We start from the raw sequence: 24,975 nt of genomic DNA on the forward strand, positions 1-24,975 counted from the left end.
CTGGGTAGAGTGCAGCATGGCTGGCGCTTTGTGGCGCCCATCATCATCACGAGGAGCATGCACATGTTGACCCTGATCGAGGGCGCCGAACTCTATGGCCCGACTGCGCTGGGCCGCCAGGATCTGCTGGTGGCCGATGGCCGCATTGCCTGGCTCGGCCGGGGCTTGTCAGTCCCCGCCGACTGGCCACTGACGCGGGTGGATGGCCGCGGCCGCTATCTGGTGCCCGGGCTGGTGGATCCGCTGGCCCACATCACCGGCGGTGGTGGCGAGGGGGGCTTTGGTTTTCGCACCCCGGAGCTGGCGGCAAGGGAGGCGCTGAGCGCAGGGGTCACCACCCTGGTGGCGGCGCTCGGTACCGACAGCCTGACCCGCAGCCCGGCCCAGGTGCTCGGCAAGGTGCGCGAGTTTCGCGCCGCCGGGGTGAGCGCCTTCATGTATACCGGCTCCTACCATCTGCCGGTCAAGACCCTCACCGGCACGGTGGAGTCCGACATCATGCTCATTCCCGAGGTACTGGGGGTGGGGGAGGTGGCCATCAGCGATCACAGATCCAGCGCGCCGACCCACGACGAGCTGGCCCGGCTGGTGAGCGAGGCGCGGGTGGCCGGGCTGCTCGCCGGCAAGAGCGGGGTCAGCTTCTTTCATCTGGGGGACGGGCGCGGGGCGCTGGCGCCGCTGCGGGCTTTGCGCGATGGCACTGACATCCCGCTGCGCCAGCTCTATCCCACTCACTGCAACCGCAACCCCTGGCTGTTTGCCGAGGCCATCGAGTGGGGGCGGGCCGGCGGCTGGGTCGATCTCACCACCTCGAGCTTCCCGGACTTGCTGGACGATGGTGAGCGGCTGGCGGCCGACGCCCTGGTGGAGCTGCTGGCGGCCGGGGTGCCCGCCGATCGTATCAGCTTCAGCTCGGACGCCAACGCCAGCCTGCCGCGCTTCGATGGCGAGGGGCGTCTCATCGAGCTGCGCTGCGGTCAGATAGGCAGTCTGTGGCAGGCGCTGGTGGAGAGTTGCGGCAAGGGGGTCGCGCTGGAGGTGGCGCTGGCGGCGGTGACGGCCAATCCGGCCAGGGCGCTGGGGCTGGCGACCAAGGGCACGCTGGCGGTGGGGCAGGATGCGGATCTGCTGCTGATCGACCCCGATACGCTTACCATCGAGCGGGTGATGAGCGGCGGCCGCTGGCGCACCTGAAGGCCGTTAGTTGACGGCGGGGGCTGTCACGCCCGGTTCCCCCTCTTTTAAACGACAAGCCCGGCAGCAGTGCCGGGCTTGTCGTTGTTGGCGGTGGGTGGCTCAGGGGCAATCAGATGGCGAGGAAGCCCAGGATCAGGATAGGGCCGAGCAGGCTCAGGATAAAGCCGGAGACGATGGCCACCGGCACCACCTGGATGCCGCCGGATTTCTGGATGACCGGCAGGGTGAAGTCGAGGGCGGTGGCACCGCCATAGCCGATGGCGGCGGAGGGGTGGCGGCGCATCAGCATCGGAATGATCAGGATGGCGATGAGCTCGCGCCCCAGATCGTTGATGAAGGCGGCGGAGCCCAGCACCGGGCCCAGCTTGTCGGCCACCAGGATGCCGGAGAGCGAATACCAGCCGAAGCTGGAACTCAGGGCCAGGCCGTGGGTTAGCGGCATGCCGAGCAGCTGGGCGGCCAGCAGGCTGCCCAGCCAGCTGCTGAAGATGACGGTGGCGGCGATCTTCATGCCCCAGGGGTTGAGCAGGATCTGGCGCAGCCGCATGCCGGAGTTGCGCATCTGCACCCCGATGAGAAACAGCAACAACATCAGTGCCCACTCACTCCATTTGTCGATGGGCAGCGCGCGCAGGTCGACCAGCAGCCCCAGCAAGACGCCGCCCAGCACCACGAAACAGAGCTGCAGAGACTCCCATAGCAGGTGCAGTTTGCTCGGCATCGGGCCGTCGCTGGCCTCGTGGGTGGGGGGCGAGCGCCTGTCCAGCCACCAGAGGGCCAGCAGGTTGCACAGGGTAATGGCGGCGAGCATCACCCCGGCCACCTTGAAGATCACCGCCAGATTGCTGCCCAGGTTCTCCACGTAGGCGAGCCCCAGCCCCATCAGGAACAAAATGAGATAGACCATCTTGCCCAGCGATTGATTGACCAGCTTGATCAAACGGGCAGAGGAGAGGGGTACCAGATAGCCGATTACCAGCGGCAGCAGGATCAGCAACACATTGAGCAACATCGGGGCCTCGATCACAAAAACTGACAAAAATGACACCTTATCATCACTTATTGGGCCTGTGTCACATATTTGTGTGTTTGCCTGCTCCATCCGGAGCTTTTTTATCAATATGTTATGTTTTTGGTGCGAAATGTGGCCCGCTGTTGGGGCGCCGGCCCATTCTGGTGCAGCCAGAATGGGGTCTGACAGGCCCATTTTTCAACAGGATGCGTGTACTGCATGGTTGAATAAAGTCAATCTGGATAGCTTGCGGCCAAAACGTAGGAATCTTCTTGCCAGCCTTGCGCTGTGGGTATAAAAAGGCGGTGTCGTCAGGCAGGGTGAATTAGCGTTTTATGCAGACAAAGTGCTGAAAAATACCTGTTTGGCCAATAAAAATACAGACAAAACACCAAAGACCTCGGTTCTGTATTGTTTTTTAACTATCCGAGTGATATTTTCGCTGAAGGTTGCCATCGGTTAACTTTTTGTTAAATAAGCGATGGCGTGAGTTACGCCCCAGCGGCGTCTAGGGACAGACAAGGTTGTAATGGATGAGCGACGTTGCCGCACTGGAAGTTCGTGATCTGCACAAGTATTTCGGCACCCACGAAGTGCTCAAGGGCATCGATATGACCGCCCACAAGGGGGATGTCATCTCCCTTATCGGCTCCTCCGGTTCGGGGAAGTCGACCTTTCTTCGCTGTATCAATCTGCTGGAAACACCCTCTTCCGGCACGGTTTCCCTCCATGGCGAACTTATTCGCATGAAAACCAACCGGGCCGGTGAACGGTTGCCGGAGGACGTGCGCCAGGTGGAGCGCATTCGCAGCCGCTTGGCCATGGTGTTTCAAAGCTTCAATCTCTGGTCCCACATGACCATCATGCAGAACATCATCGAGGTGCCGATCCAGGTGCTCAAGGTGCCCCGCGCCGAGGCGATGGCCAAGGCGGAACACCTGCTCAACCGGGTGGGACTGTGGGAGCGGCGCGACTACTACCCAGGTCACCTCTCCGGCGGCCAGCAGCAGCGGGCGGCCATTGCCAGGGCGCTGGCGGTGGAGCCCGAGGTGATGCTGTTTGACGAACCCACCTCGGCGCTCGATCCCGAGCTGGTGGGGGAAGTGCTCGGCCTGATGCGCGAGTTGGCCGAAGAGGGGCGCACCATGCTGGTGGTGACCCATGAGATGTCGTTTGCCCGCGATGTGTCGAACAAGGTAATGTTTTTGCATCAGGGCCGTGTGGAGGAGGAGGGCAATCCCAAGGAGATCTTCGCCCATCCCAAGTCCGAACGGTTCAAGCAATTCATCTCCTCCATCTATTGATGGCCGGGGCTGATCCCCAATAATCTGCAATTGCAACAGTCGATGATTTTATCAAGGAGAGATACATGAACAAGCTGATGCTGGCGACCGCCATAGTCACTGCCCTGTCTTCCGGCAGCCTGATGGCCAAGGAGTGGAAAGAGGTGCGGATCGGGGTGGAAGGTGCTTACCCCCCCTTCTCCTGGACCGAGCCGAGCGGCGAGGTGAAAGGTTTCGACATCGACATCGCCAACGCCCTGTGCGAGGAGATGAAGGTGAAGTGTACCCTGATCAAGCAGGACTGGGACGGCATCATTCCGGCGCTGCTGTCGCGCAAATATGACGCCATCATCGCCACCATGGACATCACCGAAGAGCGCAAGAAGAAGGTGGACTTCACCCAGAAGTACCAGCACATTCCGGCCCGCTTCGCCGCCAAGAAGGGCACCGAGATCAAGCTCGACAAGGAGTTCATGAGTGGCAAGACAGTGGCCGTGCAGCGCGCCACCTCCATGGACACCTACATCACCGACAACTTCCCCAACGCCACCATCAAGCGTTATGGCACCGCAGACGAGGCCTATCTTGATCTGAAATCCGGCCGGGTTGACTACGTGATGGCCGACTCCGCCGCCATCAGCGACGGCCTGCTCAAGAAAGAGGGTGGCGATGCGTTCGAGTTCATCGGCCCGAAACTGACCGATCCCAAGTGGTTTGGCGAGGGTGCCGGCATCGCTGTGCGCAAGGCCGACAAGGATCTGAAAGAGAAATTCAACGCCGCCATCCTGGCGCTGCGTGCCAACGGCAAGTACAAGGCGATCAACGACAAGTACTTCGACTTCGACGTGTACGGCGAGTAACCCCGAAGGCGCGCTACCCCGGTAGCCGCCGGCGCAATTGCGGCGAATCATCACGACAGGTTGACCCTCGTCTGTAGTCATCGGGCCCGTTGTCTCTCGCAAGGGAGCGATGGGCCCGCTTAGTTGCAATGGAGCTGCATGTGTTTGGTTTGAAAGGATATTGGGACGGGAGATCCCGCTCAATGAGTTGCAATGGAGCCGCATATGTTTGATTTGAAAGGATACGAAACCTCCCTGCTGGAGGGGGCCTGGGTCACCCTGGAAGTGGCGCTGGCCTCCCTGCTGCTGGCACTGGTGCTCGGCATGCTGGGGGCGCTGGCCAAGCTATCCCCCTACAAATGGGCCCGCGGTTTTGCCACCGCCTACACCACCGTCATTCGCGGCATCCCCGATCTGGTGCTGATGATGCTGCTGTTCTTCGGCGGCCAGGTGCTCATCAACAACCTCTGTACCTGGGTCAACGAGAGTTACAACAACTACCTGCTGGCGAGCAATCCCAACCAGGAGTGGGTCTCCCTGCTGCCCGATTACATCGACATCAGCCCGTTTGCGGCCGGGGTGGCCACCATCGGCTTCATCTTCGGCGCCTACATGACCGAGACCTTCCGCGGCGCCATCCTGGCGGTGGACAAGGGCGAGCTGGAAGCGGCCCGGGCCTTCGGCATGCGGGCAACCCAGGTGTTTGTGCGGATCCTGTTTCCCCAGATGATGCGCCACGCTCTGCCTGGGTTTGGCAACAACTGGCTGGTCTTGCTGAAAACCACGGCGCTGGTCTCCATCATCGGGCTCGATGACATGGTGCGCAAAGCGTCCCTGGCGGCGGGCTCGACCCAGCTGCCCTTCACCTTCTACATGGCGGTGGCCCTGATCTTCCTGATCTTCACTGCGGTCTCCACCTCGGCACTGAAATGGGCCGAGCGTCACTATGCGATAAAGACGAGGTAAGCCATGGATTTCTCAATCATTCTCACCGAATGGCCCACCTACTGGCAGGGCCTCTACACCACGGTGCTGCTGGTGGCGGCTTCCCTGATCCTCGGGCTGATGTTGGCGGTGCCGCTCGGCATCCTGCGCAACAGCCGCAACTGGCTGATCAAGGGGCCGATCTGGGCCTATATCTACTTCTTTCGTGGCACCCCGCTGCTGGTGCAGCTGTTCATCATCTACTACGGCGCCGCCCAGTGGGAGTGGTTGAAAAACAGCATCGCCTGGGATCTGTTTGCCGAAGCCTGGTTCTGCGCCCTGCTGGCGTTCACCCTGAACACCGGAGCCTACACCGCCGAGATCGTGCGCGGCGCCGTGCTGAATATGCCCAAGGGGCAGATTGAAGCGGCCAACGCCTTCGGCATGACCCGCTGGCAGACCCTGACCCGGATCATTTTGCCCAACTCGTTTCGCCGGGCACTGCCGGCCTACAGCAACGAGGTGATCTTCATGCTGCAGGGCTCGGCGGTGGCGGGCATCATCACCATCGTCGACCTGACCGGCGCCGCGCGGATCATCAACTCCCGCTACTACAGCCCGTTCGAGGCATTCCTGACCGCCGGCCTGCTCTACATGCTGCTGACCTTCGTCATCGTCTGGCTGTTCAAGAAGTGGGAAGCCCGCTGGCACGCCCACTTGCGCCCCCGCACCGTGTAAACGCCATAAAAAAGCCCGCAATTGCGGGCTTTTTTGTCGTTGCCTGTTGCTCAGCGGCCCAGGTATTCCCGGTCGAAGAAGGTGTTGACCCAGTGGGGGCGGTAGATGGCGAGCAGGGTCATGGTCATACCGTTGAGCAGGGCTTCGGGGAAGAGCAGCAGTGGCCAGATGGAGAGGTAGTCGGCGCTGATGGTGTACCAGGGGTAGGTGTCGCTGAGACCCATCAGGAGGGCGCTGGCCACCACCTTGACCGAGATGGAGAGGGCGCCGCCAAGAAAGGCTACCACGAACAGGTAGACGAACAGATGGCGCGGCAGCCAGGCCCAGCTGGCCAGAAACAGCAGCCAGGTGGTGGCGACCGGCAGGGCCACGCCGATGAGGGCCTGCCAGCCGATCTCGGCCAGCGGGATGACGCCAAAATAGCTTAGCACCAGCAGGGTGAGGCAGGGGGCGAGCAGGGCGAGGCGCCAGCCCAGCAGCAGGGTCAGGCTGGTGAGACCGAGAAAGTGCACGTCCAATCCTTCGTGCAGACCGGCCCGCAGGGTCCAGAGCGGTACCAGCACGATGGCGCCGCCGAGACAGAGATGCTGATAGAGCGGATGGTGATAGAGGGTGCGCAGCAAGGTGCCGCGCAGGCTGAATATGAGCAGCAGTACCCAGAGCAGCAGGGCGGCGGCTTGTCCTTCACTCATGGCAGATCCTTGTCCGGTGACGGCATGCAGATGGGCGAAGCCCGATGTGAAAGGGGCTGGCGTTTTCCCGGCCAGCCCCTGAGCTATCAGTATTTTACGTTGTTGTGGTACTTGGCGAGGATGCCCTGGACGCGGTCCATGGTCTCCTTGCTGGGCGGTTTGATCCCGTTGAGATCATAGGTGTCGCCCAGTACGTCCCACTTGTGCTTGCCAAGTTCGTGGTAGGGCAGCAGCTCCACCTTCTCGACGCACTCGCCCAGTTCGGCAATGAACTGGCCGAGCCCTTCGGCGCTCTCGTCGTCGTCCGACCAGGTCGGCACCACCACGTAGCGGATCCACATGGTCTTGCCCTTGGCGGCCAGATAGCGGGCAAACTCCAGGGTGTACTTGTTGCTGACGTGGGTCAGCGGAATGTGCTTGTCGTCGTTGATCTGCTTGATGTCGAGCAGCACCAGATCGGTATTGTCGAGCACCTTGTCGAGCTGCTCGTCGTAGTGGCGCACGAAGCCGTTGGTGTCGAGGCAGGTGTGGATGCCCTTCTCCTTGCAGGCGGCGAACAGTTCGGCGATGAAATTTTGCTGCAGCATGGCTTCGCCACCGGAGGCGGTGACGCCGCCGCCCGAGGCATTCATGAAGTGACGATAGCTGGTGATGTCGCTCATCAACTCCGGCACTGTCACCTCGCGGCCGCCCTGGGTGTCCCAGGTGTCGCGGTTGTGGCAGTACTTGCAGCGCATCAGGCAGCCCTGCATGAACACGATGAAGCGTATTCCGGGGCCATCGACGGTGCCGCAGGTTTCAACGGAATGGATCCGGCCAATGACCCCGGATGCATCGGCGGTCACACTGGTTTCAGCGGCGGTGGCGCTGACTTCGACAGCGGGGATCCGATTAATGACAGACATAGACGACTCCAATGATTCGAGCAGGCCGTTATTTTATTACATAAAGCCCTATAAATCCTACATGTTTAGCCCGGTACCGCGGCACCCAGCAGGCTCTCGAGGGCTTTGGCGGTGAGCGGTCGGCTGGTCAGGAAGCCTTGATAATGCTGGCATCCGAGGGATTTGAGGATGGCGAGCTGCTCTTCATCCTCCACCCCTTCGGCGGTGACGGTAAAACGAAAAACCTTGGCCAGTTCCAAGATTGCCTTGACGATGGCCTTGTCCTGTTCGCTGTGTACCAGGGTCTGGATGAAGCTTCTGTCGAGCTTCACCTCGTCCGCTGGCAGGTCGCGCAGATAGGCTAGCGACGAGTAGCCGGTGCCGAAATCATCGATGGAGAGCAGGATGCCGAGCTCCTTGAGCTGGCGCATTCTGGCGATGCTCTCCAGCCGGTTTTCCAGTACCACGGATTCGGTCACCTCCAGCAGCAGGCGGGAGGGGGGCACCCCGGTATCGCGCAGTATGTATTCCACTTGCTGCACGAAGCCGACGGTGTGGAACTGGCGGGCGCTGACGTTGACCGACAGATGGGGAATGGCCAGCCCGCGGTTGAGCCAGAAGCTGTACTGGGCGCAGGCGGTCTTCATCACCCAGTAGCCGATATCCTGGATGAGGCTGGTCTCCTCGGCGATGGGAATGAACTCCGCCGGTGGCACCATGCTGCCATCGCTGCGCTGCCAGCGCAGCAGCGCCTCGATGCCGGACAGTGCGCCGTTGTCGACCCGGTATTGCGGCTGATAGTGCAGCTGCAGCTCGTGGTGGCGCAGGGCGTCGCGCAGCTGGTTGTTGAGCGCCAGCTTGCTCTTCTCCTTCTCCGCCATCGCTTCGCTGAAGAACACATAGTTGCCCTGGCCGGATCGCTTGGCCATGTGGGTGGCGGTGTCGGCCTGCTGCATCAGCACCAGGTGATCCTTGTCCTCGCTGGAGAAGAGGCTGATCCCCACCGAGGCGCTGCAGTGCAGCTTGTGATCCTCTATGTCGAACGGAATGCGAAACAGCCCCATCAGCTCGCGGGCGAAGTGCTCGGCCAGGATCTTGGCGGTGACATATCCCTGGCCCAAGGCGGTGAACAGCAGGGCGAATTCGTCCCCCGAGATGCGGGCCAGCACCAGGTTGTCCTGCGGCAGCCCCTTGAGCCGCTCCACCACCGCCTGCAGCAACAGATCGCCGCAGGCATGGCCTAGGGAGTCGTTGATCGACTTGAAGTTGTCCAGATCCACCAGCAGCAGGGCGCCCCACTGGCCGCTGGCCTCCTGCAGAGTACGCTGCATGATGTCGTTGAGGCTGCGGCGGTTGTAGAGGCCGCACAGATCGTCGTAATAGGCGAGCTGCTCGATGTGGCGTGCCGCCTCCTTCTCCTTGCTGATGTCGTAGAAGCTGCAGACGTAGTGGCTGATCTCGCCGTGCTCGTCCTGCACCCCGCTCACCATCAAGCGCACCGGGAACAGGTGGCCATCCTTGTGCAGGCAGCGCTCTTCCCCCATCCAGAACTCCTGGGCCGCCACCGCCTGGCGCACATCCTGCTTCAGGTGATCGCCATAGTAGGTGGGCCTGAGCTGGACGATATGCTGGCCGATCATCTCATCGTCGGCAAAGCCGGTGATGCGGGTAAAGGAGTTGTTGACCTTGAGGATGATCCCCTTGTGATCCATCACCAGCAGGCCGTCGTGGGTGTTGAAGGCCACCTCGGCCAGCCGCAAGGCTTCGTCGGCGGCCAGCCGCTGCAGTTCGACGGCGGCCCGTTCGTGCTGGCTGCTGAGAGCATCGAGCAGCGGCATGGGGTCGGCCAGCGGCGTGTCGAGCAGCAGGGTGAGCTGGCCGATGGGGGCACCGTGCTGGCCGTGCAGCGGAATGCCGACATAGACGGGGGCATTGAGTGCCAGCAGCTGGCTGGCCTGGGGATAGCGCAGGGGCAGGTCTTCCACATAGACCGCCTGGCCGTGCTGGAACAGCTCCTGGCCGGGGCCCGGGTCCATCTGGATGGGTTTGAGCACCGAGAAGGTCTCCCCCTCCAGCACGCAGCGCGGGATCATCCACAGCTCCTGGCCGCGGGGCTGGTACTCGCCGATCCAGCCGATGCGGGCGCCGCTGACGCTCATGCCCCAGCGCACCAGCGCGCGGCAATAGGCGATGCCGGTCAGCAGGGTGAGCTCGGCCGGCAGGGCCAGCACAGGGTTGTGCACAGGTTCAGGGAGCGGTTGCCAGTGGCCGAGCAACTGGGCGCTGTGACGCACCAGTTGCAGCATCTCCTCGCTGAGGGGGGTGGCGTTGAGGTATTCGAGGCTCAGCACGCCGATGAGTTTTTCCTGCTCCAGCAACGCGCCGTCGAGGCGTGAGCTCACCCCCGCATTGGCCAGATAGTAGTGCTGGCTCAGCATGGGCTGGTGCGCCGCCTCCGAAAAGCTCAGGGACTTGCGGGTGCGCAGGGCGCGGATGTAGCGGCTGTCGCCGCGAATGGCGGCCACTTCGTCGGCCCCCAGGGTGAAGACCGGGGTCAGCTGTTCGCTGCCGAGGGGCCCGTTGGCCTGATAGTGCCAGAGGATGAGGCGATCGGCCGCCAGGCTCTCCTTGAGGGTCTCCAGCATGGCGGCAAACTGCTGCTGGCTCGCCATCTGGCTCAGGCGCGGCAGGTGCAGCGCCAGATCGGCCACTGGCTCCTGGCGCAGGGTCTGCAGGCAGATGAGCCAGAAGGCATCCTGCTCATGGGAGAGGGCGACGTGCCACTGCTGGCCGGCAAAGCGCAGCACCAGCTTGCCGCCTTGGCCGCTGGTGAGCGCCTGCTCGATGGGCAGGCGCAGCGCATCCGGCAACTGGGCCGGCCAGGGGCCTCTGGGCTCATCGAGCCAGTAGAGCGGGGTTTGCATCACATCGGTCAGGGCGACCAGCCGCTGGCTGCGCACGTCCAGACGAAAGAACAGCGGTGTCTGGCTGGCAGAAGAAAGGTGACTGAGCGCGGTTGACGACATGAACTGATAACATCCTGTTGAACGACTGTCGGGTGGCAAGAATACTGCAAAATCGGTACAAACAAAATTTCATTGAATTCTAAATTAGAAAATACTAATTTAATGGCAATCTGTCGTTGACTGGAGTCTTGCTGATGAAACGGATCCTGATTGTAGGCGGTGTGGCCGGTGGTGCCTCTGCGGCGGCCAGAGCCCGCCGTCTGAGCGAAGAAGCGGAAATTGTGATGTTCGAGCGGGGCGAGTTCGTCAGTTTCGCCAACTGCGGGCTGCCTTATCACATCGGGGGCGATATCCCCAACCGGGATGCCCTGCTGTTGCAGACCCCTCAGAGCTTCAAACGCCGCTTCAACGTGGATGTGCGGGTCTTTCACGACGTCATCGAGATAGACAAGGCCGGCAAGAACCTGCTGGTGCGCAATCTGCTGACCGGCGAAGAGCGCCGTGAAGCCTATGACGTGCTGCTGCTGAGCCCGGGTGCGGCCCCCATCCGGCCTCCGTTCCCCGGTATCGACAGCCCGGGTGTGCACACCTTGCGCAATATTCCCGACATGGATCGCATTCTGGCGGCGCTGGCGCACGATCAGCCGCGCCATGTCACCGTGGTGGGGGGCGGTTTCATCGGGCTGGAGATGATGGAGGCGCTGCACCAGCGCAAGCTGACAGTAACCCTGCTGGAGCTCTCCGATCAGGTGATGGCGCCGGTGGATAAAGAGATGGCTAACATGCTCCATGCCCGCATCCGGGAGGAGGGGATCGATCTGCGTTTGCGCACCGGCCTCTCTGCCATCGAGAGCCTGGATGTGCCAGCCGAGAAGACCTCGGCGGTGGCGACTGCGCAGCGGGGCGGACTGCGGCTGACCTTGAGCGATGGCTCCCGGCTCGATACCGGCCTGCTGCTCCTCGCCATCGGCGTCAAGCCCGAGACCCTGCTCGCCGCCAAGGCGGGGCTGGAGCTGGGGCCGCGCGGTGGTATCAAGGTGGACGCGGGCATGCGCAGCTCGGATCCCTTCATCTATGCGGTGGGGGATGCGGTGGAGGAGACCGACTTCGTTACCGGTGAGTCTGTGTTGATCCCGCTGGCGGGCCCCGCCAACCGGCAGGGGCGCATCGCCGCCGACAACATGCTGGGGCGCAGCGAAACCTACAAGAAGACTCAGGGCACCGCCATCTGCAAGCTGTTCGATCTGGCGGTAGCCAGCACCGGCCTGAGCGAGAAGCGGTTGCTGCAGCTGGGGCTGCCGTTTGAGAAGGCTTATGTCCACCCGGGCAGCCACGCCGGTTACTACCCCGGCGCCCACCCGGTCAGCCTCAAGCTGCTGTTTGCCCCCGATGGCAAGATTTACGGCGCCCAGGCCATCGGCAAGGACGGGGTCGACAAGCGCATCGACGTGCTGGCGGTGGCCCAGCGCGCCGGTCTTACCGTGTTTGATCTGCAGGATCTGGAGCTGACTTACGCGCCGCCCTTCGGCTCGGCCAAGGACGTGATCAACATGGCCGGCTTCGTGGCCAGCAACCACTTGAAGGGGGATACCCTGCTCTGCCACGCAGCGGAAGTTGAGGCCCGTCACCCCCATCAGCAGGTGCTGGATGTGCGCAATGGCCCTGAACTCGACAAGCTGGGTCGCATTCCGGGCGCCTTGCACATCCCCCTTGATGAGCTGCGCGGCCGCCTTCACGAGCTGCCCAAATATAAAGAGCTGCTCATCAGCTGCCAGGTGGGTTTGCGCGGTCACGTGGCCTGTCGCCTGTTGAGCCAGCACGGCTTCAAGGTCAAGAACCTCTCCGGCGGCTTCAAGACCTGGCAGATGGCCACCGCCGAATAGCGTTGGCCCGAGGAGGGCATAAGAGGCAATGTCAGCCAAAGGCCACTCCAGAGAGTGGCCTTTTTGTTTTCATTGCTTAACGGATGGATGGCTAGTGCGGCGTGTTGCCCAGTTGCTTGCGAACATGGTGTTGCAGGATCGCCAGCATGCAGGCACCGGAGAGGCCTATCATCAGGGCGCCATTGACCGCCTCGAGCGGCCCGAGCAGCTTCCACTGCGCACTCATGACGATGTCGCCATAGCCCAGGGTGGCGAAATTGACACCCGAGTGATAGACGGCCTCCTGCAGCGTGTTGAACTCGCCCAGCCACAGGAACAGGGCGCCCCAGATGCCGATCTGCACCAGGTTGCCCAGCATCACCAGGGTGATGATGCCAAACAGCGCCAGCACCCCGGCCAGCATGCCTTCCCGTTCGCTGAACCGCTTGACGTAGAAGCGGATACACCAGACGGACATCAGGGATTGCAGCAGCATGTTGGCCAGGATCACCGGGATGCCGACCAGAAAAATGGAAAACATATCACTCTCCTATCGATGCTTGTGCCAGTGGCCGGCCGACGGGCCAGCACTGTTCAAGCAGCCAGATACAGAGCCAGCCGTAGCCGGCCACCAACAGATAGAGGCCGCAGCGCATCGCGGCTGCCAGCCAGACATCCTTGCCGGTGGCACTGTCCTCGATCGCCGGACCAAACAGGATCAGCGCGGTGATCCAGGCGTTGCTCCAGAACGAGGGCGGAAAGCGACTTGGCACCAGCCGCACCAGCCGTCGTGCCAGCCAGAGCGTCATCAAGGCCAGCAGCAGCACCAGCATCAACAGCGAGGGCCAGAGGCCGAGCCCCTGCCAGAGCAGGAACGCCAGCAGGGCGCCTGTCAGGGTCGACAGCACCAGCTCCTTGCCTGCCTCTTTGGCAGTGAGCGAGCTGCTCTGCTGGGCCAGCATCACCGTCTTCATCACTGCCGGGATATAGAAGGCCGGATTGCCGAGCGCCAGCAGCCACACCGGCAGCACGATGGCCACGGCCCGTAGCGCGAGTCGCTCGGGACGTTCGGGGCGCTGAGGCGTGGCCCTGGTCTGGGTTCCCGTCACCGGCTGGGGCGGGAACAGGCTGTGGGCCAGCCGGTTGACCAGGGTGCCTATCAGGATCCCCAGCGCCATCAGCTGGGCAAGGGCGATGGCAAGCGCCTGCTCGATGAGGCCGGCCACCGGGATCACAGTGATGGCCATGATGAGCAGCATGGCGGCCGCTCCCTTGCCCGTCAGCGCTTGTTGCATCAGACCATGGAGCAGCAGTGCGACGAGCAGCACTGCCGCCAGCGCATAGTGGGTCAGCAGGGGCACCAGCAACACGCCGCCGACCATCACGGCCAGCAGCAGGGCGCCACCCAGCAACCCTTTGCCAAGGCTGAGCGGCTCGCCGGGGCGACACAGCACCACCCAGGCCATGATGACCCCGAGATGCGGCATGGGCAGCGCCAGCCCGTAGCAGATCAGGGTTGCCAGTGCGATGCCGGTGCCAATGCGCAGTACTGCCCTGTCGGTGTTATGCATGGGTGCCTCAGTAGAGGAAGGAGCAGAGGCTCATCAGCCGGATATGGAGCGAGCCCAGCAGGTTCATCACCCAGCTGCCGCCGGCGCTGCCACCGGTATAGACCAGCACGTCGGCCTGACCGCCGACCCGCAGCGCCTCGACCGGGGGGAAGTCAGCGGCCTTGAAGGCGATCTTGACCGGGAAGCGCTGAGCCTGGCGCAGCCAGTCGCGGTTGTTGTCCACGCTTGGCAAGGTGCCCGCCGGTTGACCCTTGCCGTCGCTCACCCCGTAGCCGATGCTGCGAACCTCCCCCTCGAACAGGCGGCCGGGCAGGCTGTCGAGCAGGATGGCGACCCTGTCACCGGCGTGAATGTTGCCGAGGTTGTTCTCCGTCAGATCCGCCGACACCCAGACGTCGTGGATGGCGATCAGGGTCATGGCCGGGGCACCGGCGCCGATGAACTGGCCTGCATCAGTGTGAAGATCCGTGATGAGACCGCGGCCCGGCGCCACCACCCGGGTGTTCTGTCGATCCAGCTCTGCCTTGTGCACCGCCGCCCGGGCGCTGAGCAGCTGGGAGTTGTGCTCGCCGCTCGCCCCGGCGGCCTCGATGGCGCGGCGCACGTCGGCCTGGGCTGCCGCCACCTGGCTCCTGGCCGTCTCGCGGCTGGCCTGGGCCACCTCGAGGCGACGCACCGAGATGGCGCCCGGATCTTCCCGATAGAGCCGCTCCTGCCGCTCGGCGTCCTTGGCCGCGTTGTCGTAGGCGGTGCGCATGGCCATCAGGGCCGCTTCGGCCGCCTTGACCCCTTCGCTATTTGCTCTGACACCGCTCAACACCGTCTGGTAATCGGAGCGCGCCTTGGCCAGCGCGATGTCATAGGGTTCGGCATCGATCTCGAACAAGGGGGCGCCGGCTTCCACGTCCTGATTGTCGCGTACATATACCTGCTTGATCTGGCCGGATACCTCGGCGGCGACGGGAACCACGAAGGCCTGCACGCGAGCCTGGGAGCTGTAGGGGGTCAGCCGGTCAGCCAGCAGATACCAGATGAGCAGCAGGAGGATGAGTACCAGCAAGCCGAGCGTGGCGCGGCGGCTGGCCTGGCCGGGGGAAGCGGAGCTGTCAGTCATTCGAGGTTACCTTTCGGGCAGAGGATGAGGGTTGGGCGGCGTCGAGCAGCGGGGCCCAGTCGGCGCGCTGGCGCAAGCGGGCTTCCACTGCCGGGGTGACCAGAGGGCGTTCTCGCCCCTGTTCCCAACCGCCACCCAGTGCCTTGTAGAGGGTGATGAGATCGCGCATCCGGGCGCCACGGCTGTTGACCAGCCGCTCTTGCTGATTGAACAGGGCGCGCTGGGAGTCGAGTACCCGCTGGAAGTCCGCCATCCCCTCGCGATACTGGGTGTTGGCGATGTTGAGGGAGCGGCGGGCGGCCTCGCCAGTCTGGGTCAGCAGGGCGATCTCGTCCTGGCCGTTGGCGTAGGCCACGGCCGCGTCGTCCACCTCGCGTGCCGCCTTGAACACGCTGTCGCGATAGCGTTCGTGCAACTGCTGGAAGCGGGCGTCCTGCACCAGGATCTGGTTGCCGAGCCGCCCCTGATCGAGCAGGTTCCAGCTCAGCGACGGCCCGGCGGCCCAGGAGAAGGTGCCGCTCTCCCCGCTGGTGGCGCTGATGCCCAGAGTACCGAGCAGGGTGATGGAGGGGTAGAGTTCGCTCTCGGCCACGCCGATCAGTGCCGACTGGGCGGCCAGCTGTCGCTCCGCCACCCGCACATCGGGGCGACGGCGCAGCAGATCGGCCGGCAGTTCGGTGACCAGCGTCAGCTCGCCCCGGGGGATCTTGCCGGTATCGGCATTCATCTCGGGCAGGGGCCCTGGGGCTCTGGCGAGCAGGGTCGAAAGAGCATTCTGGCTCTGGCGCAGGCTGGTTTCGAGCTGCGGAATGCCGGAGAGGGTGCCCAGGTACTGGGTCTTGGCCTGCTGCACGTCCAGTTCGGCGCTGTTGCCGCTCTTGAACAGCCGCTCGGTGATCTCCAGGCTGCGCTGCTGGATGCGGGCATTCTCGCGAGCGATCTGCAGTCTGGCCTCGACGGTGCGAATGCTCACATAGAGCTGGGCCACCTGGGCCGCCAGCAGGACCTGGATGTCATCATATTGCGCCAGGGTGGCGAAGTAGTTGGCATCCGCCGCCTCGATCCCGCGCTGGAACTTGCCCCAGAAGTCGAGTTCCCAACCGAGGTTGAAGCCGGCGCCATAGCTGCTACCCGAGCTGCTGTGGCCGTTGCGGGTCTGGCCCGCCTGCAGCAGCTCGGCGGTGCCGATGGTGGCCTGGGGGCCGAGCAGGCTCTCGGCGATGCCGAGCTGGGCCCGGGCCTCGAGGATCCGCAGCCCCGCTATCCGCACATCCGGGTTCTTGATGAACGCCTCTTCCACCAGCGTGCTCAGCACGGGGTCGTGCAACCGGGTCCACCACTGGCGATAGTCGGTGGCCGAAGATATCTGCTGGCCCGTGCTGGCGGGGTGCCAGCCGGCCATCTCCTCGACGCGGGGGGCCTGATAGTCAGGGCCAAGCAGGGTGCAGGCACTCAACAGCAGGCATGCGCCCCCCGTAAGCAGAGGACGCATGGTATGACGTTGGGCGGCCATGGGGCTATTTTTCCGCAGTAGCCAGACCTTCGTTGACCCAGGCCATGAAGATGCGATAACCGATGGAGAGCAGGGTGGCCCCGATGAACATGCCGAGGATGCCGCTGGTGGCCATGCCGCCAAGGGCGCCCAGCAATACTACCGGCATGGGCGCATCGACCCCGCGCCCGAGCAGCAGCGGTTTGAGCACGTTGTCGGCCATGCCGGCGACGATCAGCAGGACGCTGTAGAAGATGTTCAGCAGGGTGCCGTGATCGCCTGCGCTCCACATGTAGGCGATGGCGGGCCCCGTTACCAGGATCACGGGCACCTGGGCGATACCGAGGATCAGCGCCAGGACGAAGAAGATGCCGACCGCCGGGATCCCTGCCAGCATCATGACGATCCCTGCCAGCAGGGCCTGGATGAAGGCCACCCCGATGACCCCCATGGCCACGGCCCGGATGGTGCTGGTGCACAACTTGGTCAGCGACAATCCCTTGCGTTCATCCGTGATGCGCATGGCGATGCGATCGGCGCTCAGGGCGCCCGAAGCTCCCCAGGCCATCATGATGCCGGCCACGATGAAGGAGACGACGAAACCCAGCAGTCCACCCCCCATGCTGGCCAGCATGCCGACCACCTGCTTGGCGAGATCGCCGAGTTGCGGCTTGTAGCTGATGAGGAGGCTGGGCAAGTCCACCGATGCCTTCAGCCAGAGGGCGTGGAGCTTGGTGCCGATCAGCGGGAGGCTGGCGATGTCGGCGGAAGGCGCCGGGATCTGCAGGGTGTTGCTGTCCATTCGCTCCATCAGGGCGCTGACGCTGTCACCCAGGGAGCTCAGCATGGCCACGGTGGGAGCCACGATCAGCAGGATGCCGAGCAAGACCAGCAGGGTGGAGGCCCGCCCCTGTTTTCCCCCCAGCCGCACGGCAAAGCGTTGGTGGAGAGGGTAGAGGGTGACGGCCAGGATCAGGGCCCACAACATCATGTTCATGAAGGGGGAGAACACGGTGAAGCAGAAAGAGCCCAACGCCAGGATCAGGCCGAACTTGATGAACATATCCAGGAACCGTGCAACCAATCGCTTTTCGACGATGGACAGATCGTTATTTTCCATTCTGGTATGACTCCAACGAGGGATGAGCACACAACCGTGCTTGTCTGACGTGAAGGACTGCCCAGCAAGCGGGTTGTACGGTAATAAATAGACTGAGTTCAGAGTGTAGGGGGTATTTCGAGGTTGCCCCCGGTTTATTTGTTGTGCCGACAATCCATGTTTAATAAATATTTAACTGATTGATATCTAGTCGATTGGTTCAATGGCGCTGATGAGGCTGGATAATAAGGAGTCCGATCACCTGCGGCACCAGAGAACAGTTGTTTCCAGTCTAGTCTGCAGGCGGAAAACGGGGCGGATTTGCCTATATAAAATAGCGCCGGCAGCGTGCGCAGTAGAATGGCGGATATTGCGGCCCTGTCATGGCTGGATATTTCTGTTGCCACAGATGGCGGTGAGGAAGACGTGTCCGCAGCCAGGTGCTCGATGTTGACAGTTGGACATTGACAGGAAGCATGCTGACGGCATCCATGTGTTGATGTGTACCAAACCGGTGCTTGTCATATTTTGAAACATGTTTTCCGCCGGTTTGCCGTTACAGATTAAACCCCGGTACAGCTTGCGGTGGTTATAACCCTGTCAACGTGAAGACAATACCGCCATTGGTAGGGTAGGTCTCACTGCAAACACTAACCGGCTTGTGGCGACTCGAACGCAACTTATTTCTCGCTGAGGTTGTTTGCCTGTGCCATGCTGGCAATCGCCATCCAGGGCGTTGCTTGGCGCGGGCTACCAGCACTGGCATCTACACGTGTCTTCCGCCCTTGACGGTCCACCCCGTTTTCATCTCATGCAAAGGGATCTGAATGAACAAATCCACATGTTGCCAGGGGCTCTCCATCGCCGCCATGCTGGCCCTTTCCTCGGCCATCACGCCGGTAACGAATGCAAGAGAGAGTTTGCCGACGCAGGCCCATCTTCTCTCCAGCCAGCTGCTGACCCAGCTTAATGATACAGTGGCAAGTGACAGCGAGCGTCTGATCGCGCTTTACAAGGACTTGCACCAGCATCCCGAAATTGGCTACACGGAGGTGCGTACCGCCGGTATCGTCAGTCAGCAGTTACGCGAGTTGGGGTTCGACGTCACCGAAGGGATCGCCAAGACTGGGGTGGTCGGGGTGCTCAGAAACGGGGACGGTCCGACGGTCTGGTATCGGGCTGACATGGATGCGCTGCAGGTACGGGAGGCGACTGGGTTCGATTATGCCGCCAAGACCAAACAACGCCTGGCAGATGGCAGTGAGATCGATGTGATGCATGCTTGTGGTCACGATGCCCATGTCACCTGGTTGCTTGGCATGGCCAAGGCCATGGTCGCGCTCAAGCCCGCCTGGTCAGGTACCCTGGTGGTATATGCCCAGCCTGCGGAGGAGCCGGGGACCGGGGCGCAGAGCATGGTGGATGACGGTCTGTGGCAGCGCGGTTTCCCCAAGCCGGATTACGCCTTTGGTGCCCACGTGGTACCTGGCCCCACCGGGCTGGTGGCCAGTGCGGCGGGAGTGCGGATGGCGGGGGTCGATCAGCTCGACATTACTTTTCACGGGGTAGGTGGTCACGGTTCGACCCCCGAGCTGACGCTGGATCCCGTGGTGATGGCGGCCCAGGCTGTGCTGGCCTATCAGACCATCATCAGCCGCAATCTCGATCCCCAGCAACCAGCGGTGCTGACGGTGGGTGCCATCGAGGCGGGGCGTGACAACAACGTGATCCCGGCCAGTGCCGTGCTCAAGCTCAATCTGCGCTGGTTCAGCCACGAAGTGCGTGAACTGCTGCTGCGGCGTATCGACGAGGTCAACCGGGGCATCGCCATCGCTGCCGGGGTACCGGATGACAAGTTGCCGACCCGGCTGATGAAAGGCAGTGCCGGTGCCGTGGTCAATGATGCCGAGTTGATGAGCCGAGTCACGCCTGTCTTGCGTCAGCTGCTGGGGGAGCAGAACGTGATCAGTGATTTCCCCTCTGCCATGGGCTCAGAAGATTTTGCCGAAGCCTTCAAGGGGATGAATGTCCCTTATGCCTATCAATTCATCGGAGTGGCACCGCCCGCGGTATTTGCCAAGGCCAGGGCGGAGGGAAAAACCTTCCCTTATGGGTTGCACAATCCCGACTTCTTCGTGGATCTGGCCGCCATTCCGGTCGGGGCCAGGGTCAATACGGCGACCGCGCTTAGCGTACTGGCCAAATCGGCGGGTCCGGCACAATAGCTGCGTTGAGCATTGACTACGGGTAAATAAAGGCAGGGTGTCTCGCGAGAGCACCCTGTTGTCATCGTGGCAGTTACCTCCTGTGTTGTCGCAAACATGGCAATGAGTTTTGTGTCAAGCGAGCCTGATCCCTTATCCTGTTGGCTATTGCGCTGCACTGGCAGCGAGCCAATCAGGGATGACATTTATGCGCCGCGTCGACTCTCACCCTCGCTTCTCTTGTTCCTCACCGCAACAGATGACCGCCCCGGGGCGCCGCTGGTCGGCCCTGCTGCTGGCGGGGCTCACTGCGCTGCTGCTGAGCGGCTGTGGCCCCGACAAGCCTGTCGCCAATACGCCGACCGCGCAAACTGATGCCCAGCAGGAGGCCGAGGCGCCGAGTTCAGTCGTGCAAGCCAATGCCCGTCAATATCGGGATGCCCCGGCGCTGGCGCTGGTCTTCTCCGGCCCCTTGGCACCCAAGGCGAACTGGCAGAGCTGGCTTTCTGTGAGTGAGGGAGGCAAGCAGGTGCAGGGGGAGTGGATCCTGGCCGATGATGGCCGCACCCTCTACTTCCCGAACGTGCAGCCCGATAAAAGTTACGAGGTGAGCCTCAAGGCGGGGCTGGGTCCATCCCCCCAGCGCTGGACCCTCAAGACCCGCCCGCTGGAAGCGGGCGCCTCCTTTACCGCCAGTGGCATGGTATTGCCGCTGCGCGACGAGCTACGCCTGCCCATCAGCGCGGTCAATGTGGATGAGGTCAATATCGACTTCTTCCGGGTCGATGCGGAATATCTGCCCCGTTTCCTGGCCGAGTATCGTCCCGGTGCCGGCATGGGCAACTGGGAGCTTGAGCAGATCACCAAGCGGGCCAAGCGGGTGTTCAGCGGCCGTTACGCGCTGGAACTCGATGCCAACCGGCGCGAGACCCGCCTCATCAACGTCAAGGAGCCGCAGCTGACGGAGGCTGGTGTCTACTTTGCGGTGATGTCGCCCCTTGGCAACTACGACTGGCGCAAGGAGACCACCTATTTTGCGGTGAGCGACATGGGGCTCAGTGCCCGCCGTTACCGCGATCAGCTGGAGGTGTTCGTGAGCTCCCTGGCCAGTGCCGACCCGCTCAAGGATGTGCAGCTCTCCCTGCTCGACGAGAAGGGCAACCGGCTGCAGGTGCAAAATACCGATCCGCAGGGCCATCGTCGCTTCGATCAGGTGCAGGGTGCACGCCTGCTGCTGGCCGAGCAGGGCAACCATCTGGCAGTGCTGCGCCTCGATGGTGCGGCGCTCGATCTCTCCACCTTTGATCTCGGCACTCAGCCCTGGCAGGCCCAGCAGCTTTATCTGTTCAGCGGGCGTGACCTCTATCGTCCTGGCGAGCAGCTCGACAGCGAGATCCTGCTAAAAGGACAGGATGGCCAGCTGTTGCCGGGGATGGCGGTAGAGCTGGAGGTGAAACAGCCGGACGGCCAGCTGCTCGAACAGAAACGGCTGCTGCCCGATAGCCTTGGCGCCGCCCACTACGGCCTGCGTCTACCGGACGATGCGCCGCTCGGGCGCTGGACCATCAACCTCAAAACCGCCGCCGGCAGCCGCTTCGAGTGGCCCTTTCTGGTGGAGGAGTTTCTGCCGGAACGGCTGAAATTGCAGCTTGGCAAGGGGCAGGATGGGGAAGTCATGGATCTGGACGCCGCCCTCAGCCTATCGCTGCAAGGGGACTATCTCTACGGCGCGCCGGCGAGTGCCACCAAGGCCAAGGCGGAGGTGAAAATCAGCCGCGCTACTATGCCCTTTACCCAGTGGCAGGAGTTCACTCTGGGTGACGTGCTGCTCGCCGAGCAGGCCAAGGATCTCGAGCCCCTCAATCTCACCCTAGATGCGCAGGGGCAGGGGACTTTTTCGCTTGCTGATGAGCTCGATGGAGTGCGCGCTCTCGGGCCGCTGGAGGTGGCCTATCGGGTGTCGCTCTCAGAGCCCGGTGGCCGCGCCGTCAATCGCAGCCGCACCCAGTATGGCTGGCCCGCGGGTAGCCAGTGGCCGGCGCTCAAGGCCGATTTCGTGGCGGAGCGGGTAGAGGGGGGCAAGCCGCTGCCCTTCCAGATCCTCAACCTCGATGACAAGGGCCAGCCGCAGGCGGGGGCGGTGAAGGTGCGCCTCATCAACGAGTACCGCGATTACTACTGGCACTACGCCGATGGCGAGGGGTGGAAGTATGAATTCAACAGCCAGCCTTATCTGGAGCAGGAGCAAACCCTGCAACTGGATGGCAAGGGGCCGACCCCGCTCACGCTGCAACTGGCGGCGGGCTGGTATCGGTTGGAGGTTGAGAACAGTCAGGGCCATCAATCCAGCCTGCGGGTGGAGATCGGCAGTTACGCCTGGGGTGGCGGTGGCGAGCAGGCGCGGCCCGACAAGATTGCCATCACCCTCGACAAGCGCGCCTATCAGGCGGGTGACAAGGCCAAGGTGACGCTGGTGGCGCCGCGCCCCGGCAAGGGGTTGCTGCTGGTGGAGGATGGCGACGGCCTGCGCTGGTGGCAGCGCATCGAACTCAAGGGCGCCGGCGGCGATGCCAAGGATGCCCGTGGCGAGTTCGAGATCCCGGTCAACCCCGAGTGGCAGCGTCATGACCTGCACATTTCGGCCCAGATCGCCGCGCCAGACAGCGCCTCCAAACCGGCTGGCAAGCAGCAGGGGCAAAGCCTGCGCTCGGTCGGGCTGGTGCCGCTCACTCTGGATCGGGAAGCGCGCCGTCTGCCGCTTACCCTGAGCGCGCCGGATAAAGCGGTTCCGCTCACCCGGCTGGAGGTGACCGCCACTTCCACCCCCAACAGTCAGGGCCGCGTGGTGCTGGCCGCGGTGGATCGGGGCGTGCTCAATATCAGCGATTACCAGCCCCTCGACCCGTTCGAGATCTTCTTTGGCCGCAAGCGCTTCGCCCAAGATTTGTTCGACAACTACGGCCAGGTGATCCCGCCGCAGGATGGCAAGCTGGCCCGCCTCAACTACGGCGGCGATCGGGCGCCGCTGAAAAAGGGCGGCGCGCTGGAGAGTCGGGTCGAGATCGCCGCGCTCTGGAGTGGCGAGGTGAGTTTTGACGAGCAGGGCAAGGCGGTGATCCCGCTCGATCTGCCCAACTTCAACGGCGAGCTGGCGCTGATGGCGCTGGCCTGGAACGAACAGCAGGTCGGTGAGGCCGAGCGCGCCGTCAAGGTGGTGGCGCCCTTGGTGGCCGAAGTTGGCTGGCCGCGCTTTGGCGCCAGAGGGGATGAGACCCGGGCGCTGGTGCAGCTGCGCAACATGAGCGGTGAGGATCAGACCCTCTCCCTTGCTTGGACCCTCAATGGCGGGTTGAAAGCAAACGGCGAGCTGCCCCGCACCCTTTCCCTTAAAAATGGCGAGGAGCAGTGGCTGACCCTGCCGCTCACCGTGACCGGGGCGAGCGGTGTGGCAAGTCTGCAGTTGGCGGCCAGCGGCAAGGATTTTGCCATCAGCCGCGACTGGACTTTGCCGCTGCGCTCCCCTTGGCCTGCCGAGACTCGCCAGCGCTACCAGATGCTGGCCCCCGGCCAGCAGATGAGCTTTGCGCCAGCTGAGCTGGCCGGGCTGGATCGCGCCAACCTGCAGGGGCTGCTCAGCCTCTCCGGCACTCCCCCCTGGGATCCGGCTGCCCAGTGGCAGGCGCTGGTCGACTACCCCTACGCCTGTCTGGAGCAGACCTTGTCCCGTGCCTGGCCTTACTTGCTGACCACGGCCGATGAGCGGGCCGCCTGGAGCAAACCCGCAGAGGGCAAGAACGCGGTGAGTGAGGCGGATGTGCAGCGCACCCTGCTGCAGCGGCTGCAACGGTTGCAACTGCCAAGCGGTGGCTTTGGCCTCTGGGATGGTCGCTCTGACGAGGAGCAGTGGCTCACCGCCTATGCCGCCGACTACCTGCTGGCGCGCAAGGAGGCGGGCGATACAGTGCCGGAGGCCATGCTCAATCAGGCGCTGAACCGGCTGCAGAGCTATCTCACCGACAGCCAGTATGGCGAGCGCTGGAGCAGTGCCCCCGAGCACAGCCGGCTGGCCTATCAGGCCTACAGTGCCTATGTGCTGGCCCGGGTGGGCAAGGCACCGCTCGCCACCCTGCGTCTTATCTGGGAGCAGCAGGCCGATCACGCCCGTTCCGGTTTGCCGCTGCTCCACCTCTCGCTGGCCCTCTCGGCCATGGGGGATGAGCAGAACGCCGCCAAGGCCCTCAGTCGGGCATTGGCGATCGAGCGTGGTGATGACTATCTGGGTGATTACGGCTCGCCGCTGCGCGATCAGGCCCTTGAGCTCTCCTTGCTGCGCCAGCACAAGTTGGCTGCGGAGCGCTGGCCAGCCCTCAGTGCCAAGGTGGCAGATACCCTGGCCCATCGTCAGTGGCTCAGCACTCAGGAGCGGCTCGCCTTGCTGCGACTTGCCCGCTTCGATCCGGCCGTCGACTGGCAGGCCAAGGTGACTTCCTCTCTTGGCAGTGGATCCCTGAGCGGTTCGGCTCCGCTGCAGCAGGGCGCCCCCGAGGCACTGGCCGCCAGTGTGGTCACCAACGAGGGCAAGGGCTCCCTCTATGTGCAGCGCACCTTGGTAGGTTACCCCGAGCAGGCTCCTACCAGGTTGAGTCAGGGGATAAGCGTGACCCGCAGCTGGTTCAACAGTGACGGTCAGCCGTTTGATCCCGCCAAGGCAAAGGTGGGCGATCTGGTGGTGGTACGGCTCAACGTCAGCAGCGAATCGGCGGTGCCCGATGCCCTGCTGGTGGAGATGGTGCCCGCTGGTTTCGAGCTGGAGAACCCGGCCCTTGGCAACAGCATCAAGCTCGAAGAGCTCTCCATCGAGGGGAAACCGGCGTGGCAGAGCGAGTGGAACGACTACCTCAAGCATCAGGAGTTTCGCGACGACCGTTACACGGCGGCGCTGGATCTGAGCGAGGGGAGCAACCAGCAGCTGGTCTACCTGATGCGGGCGGTGACGCCGGGTCGCTATCAGGTGCCGCCGACCCAGGTGGAGGATATGTACCGCCCCGAGCTCAGGGCTCTGGGTGAGGATATCCATGAGGTAACGATTTCTGAGTAG

General features: G+C 63.1%; 17 protein-coding genes. 8 read left to right on the top strand and 9 right to left on the bottom strand.

All coding sequences use genetic code 11. The features are described from left to right. Positions 1-63 precede the first annotated feature (63 nt). Positions 64-1,194 carry a beta-aspartyl-peptidase gene (gene iadA, locus ACPW75_RS05745; RefSeq protein ID WP_077096627.1) on the top strand — a complete coding sequence of 377 codons (1,131 nt, stop codon included), beginning with the start codon at positions 64-66 and terminating at the stop codon, positions 1,192-1,194. A gap of 112 nt (positions 1,195-1,306) precedes the next feature. Here iadA and ACPW75_RS05750 read toward each other — a convergent pair whose 3' ends face one another. Continuing rightward, on the bottom strand, positions 1,307-2,209 hold the full coding sequence (locus ACPW75_RS05750) for a lysine exporter LysO family protein (protein WP_077096650.1): 903 nt from the start codon (positions 2,207-2,209) through the stop codon (positions 1,307-1,309). Positions 2,210-2,742: 533 nt separating this feature from the next. On the opposite strand from ACPW75_RS05750, the gene ACPW75_RS05755 reads away from it, so the two are divergent. The 4 genes from ACPW75_RS05755 (at position 2,743) to ACPW75_RS05770 (ending at position 5,993) form a co-directional block, all read left to right on the top strand. Beyond that, the gene (locus tag ACPW75_RS05755) at positions 2,743-3,513 is read left to right on the top strand and encodes an ABC transporter ATP-binding protein (RefSeq protein ID WP_011705574.1); all 771 of its coding nucleotides are present in this window, start codon (positions 2,743-2,745) and stop codon (positions 3,511-3,513) included. A gap of 65 nt (positions 3,514-3,578) precedes the next feature. Beyond that, a complete protein-coding gene (locus tag ACPW75_RS05760; RefSeq protein ID WP_011705575.1) occupies positions 3,579-4,352 on the top strand; it encodes an ABC transporter substrate-binding protein in 774 nt (257 codons plus the stop codon). A gap of 204 nt (positions 4,353-4,556) precedes the next feature. Continuing rightward, positions 4,557-5,297: an ABC transporter permease gene (locus ACPW75_RS05765; RefSeq protein ID WP_011705576.1), complete on the top strand. Its 741-nt coding sequence runs from the start codon at positions 4,557-4,559 to the stop codon at positions 5,295-5,297. A gap of 3 nt (positions 5,298-5,300) precedes the next feature. Beyond that, positions 5,301-5,993, top strand: coding sequence for an ABC transporter permease (locus ACPW75_RS05770; RefSeq protein WP_039214955.1), 693 nt, complete (start codon positions 5,301-5,303; stop codon positions 5,991-5,993). Positions 5,994-6,043: 50 nt separating this feature from the next. On the opposite strand, the gene ACPW75_RS05775 is transcribed toward ACPW75_RS05770, so the two are convergent. From ACPW75_RS05775 to ACPW75_RS05785, 3 genes are all read right to left on the bottom strand, one after another. After that, positions 6,044-6,685: an energy-coupling factor ABC transporter permease gene (locus ACPW75_RS05775; RefSeq protein WP_077096628.1), complete on the bottom strand. Its 642-nt coding sequence runs from the start codon at positions 6,683-6,685 to the stop codon at positions 6,044-6,046. An 86-nt stretch (positions 6,686-6,771) separates the two neighbouring features. Continuing rightward, positions 6,772-7,590, bottom strand: coding sequence for a pyruvate formate lyase 1-activating protein (pflA, locus tag ACPW75_RS05780; RefSeq protein WP_011705579.1), 819 nt, complete (start codon positions 7,588-7,590; stop codon positions 6,772-6,774). Between the two features lie 65 nt (positions 7,591-7,655). Next, positions 7,656-10,595, bottom strand: a complete 2,940-nt coding sequence (locus ACPW75_RS05785; RefSeq protein WP_179101446.1) for a sensor domain-containing phosphodiesterase — start codon at positions 10,593-10,595, stop codon at positions 7,656-7,658. 134 nt (positions 10,596-10,729) lie between these two features. On the opposite strand from ACPW75_RS05785, the gene ACPW75_RS05790 reads away from it, so the two are divergent. Then, the gene (locus ACPW75_RS05790; RefSeq protein WP_077096630.1) at positions 10,730-12,418 is read left to right on the top strand and encodes an FAD-dependent oxidoreductase; all 1,689 of its coding nucleotides are present in this window, start codon (positions 10,730-10,732) and stop codon (positions 12,416-12,418) included. A 91-nt stretch (positions 12,419-12,509) separates the two neighbouring features. On the opposite strand, the gene ACPW75_RS05795 is transcribed toward ACPW75_RS05790, so the two are convergent. Genes ACPW75_RS05795 through ACPW75_RS05815 form a run of 5 tightly spaced genes read right to left on the bottom strand, consistent with a single transcriptional unit; the run spans position 12,510 to position 17,694 of the window. Next, complete coding sequence (locus ACPW75_RS05795) at positions 12,510-12,938, bottom strand: ion channel (RefSeq protein ID WP_016350335.1); 429 nt, start codon at positions 12,936-12,938, stop codon at positions 12,510-12,512. 1 nt (position 12,939) lies between these two features. Further along, positions 12,940-13,968 carry a DUF2955 domain-containing protein gene (locus tag ACPW75_RS05800; protein WP_077096631.1) on the bottom strand — a complete coding sequence of 343 codons (1,029 nt, stop codon included), beginning with the start codon at positions 13,966-13,968 and terminating at the stop codon, positions 12,940-12,942. Between the two features lie 7 nt (positions 13,969-13,975). Beyond that, positions 13,976-15,082 carry an HlyD family secretion protein gene (locus tag ACPW75_RS05805; RefSeq protein ID WP_077096632.1) on the bottom strand — a complete coding sequence of 369 codons (1,107 nt, stop codon included), beginning with the start codon at positions 15,080-15,082 and terminating at the stop codon, positions 13,976-13,978. Beyond that, entirely contained in the window at positions 15,075-16,574 is a 1,500-nt protein-coding gene (locus ACPW75_RS05810; RefSeq protein ID WP_256822052.1) for an efflux transporter outer membrane subunit, read from the bottom strand. The genes ACPW75_RS05805 and ACPW75_RS05810 overlap by 8 nt, the downstream gene beginning before the upstream one ends. A gap of 25 nt (positions 16,575-16,599) precedes the next feature. Further along, the gene (locus ACPW75_RS05815) at positions 16,600-17,694 is read right to left on the bottom strand and encodes an AI-2E family transporter (protein WP_425904428.1); all 1,095 of its coding nucleotides are present in this window, start codon (positions 17,692-17,694) and stop codon (positions 16,600-16,602) included. A gap of 806 nt (positions 17,695-18,500) precedes the next feature. Here ACPW75_RS05815 and ACPW75_RS05820 point away from each other — a divergent pair. Both ACPW75_RS05820 and ACPW75_RS05825 read left to right on the top strand, forming a co-directional pair. Then, on the top strand, positions 18,501-19,898 hold the full coding sequence (locus tag ACPW75_RS05820) for an amidohydrolase (RefSeq protein WP_024943695.1): 1,398 nt from the start codon (positions 18,501-18,503) through the stop codon (positions 19,896-19,898). Positions 19,899-20,085: 187 nt separating this feature from the next. Next, positions 20,086-24,975, top strand: a complete 4,890-nt coding sequence (locus ACPW75_RS05825) for an alpha-2-macroglobulin family protein (RefSeq protein WP_370539143.1) — start codon at positions 20,086-20,088, stop codon at positions 24,973-24,975.

It is taken from the genome of Aeromonas sp. FL131 (assembly GCF_049860615.1).
GTDB lineage: Bacteria > Pseudomonadota > Gammaproteobacteria > Enterobacterales > Aeromonadaceae > Aeromonas > Aeromonas hydrophila.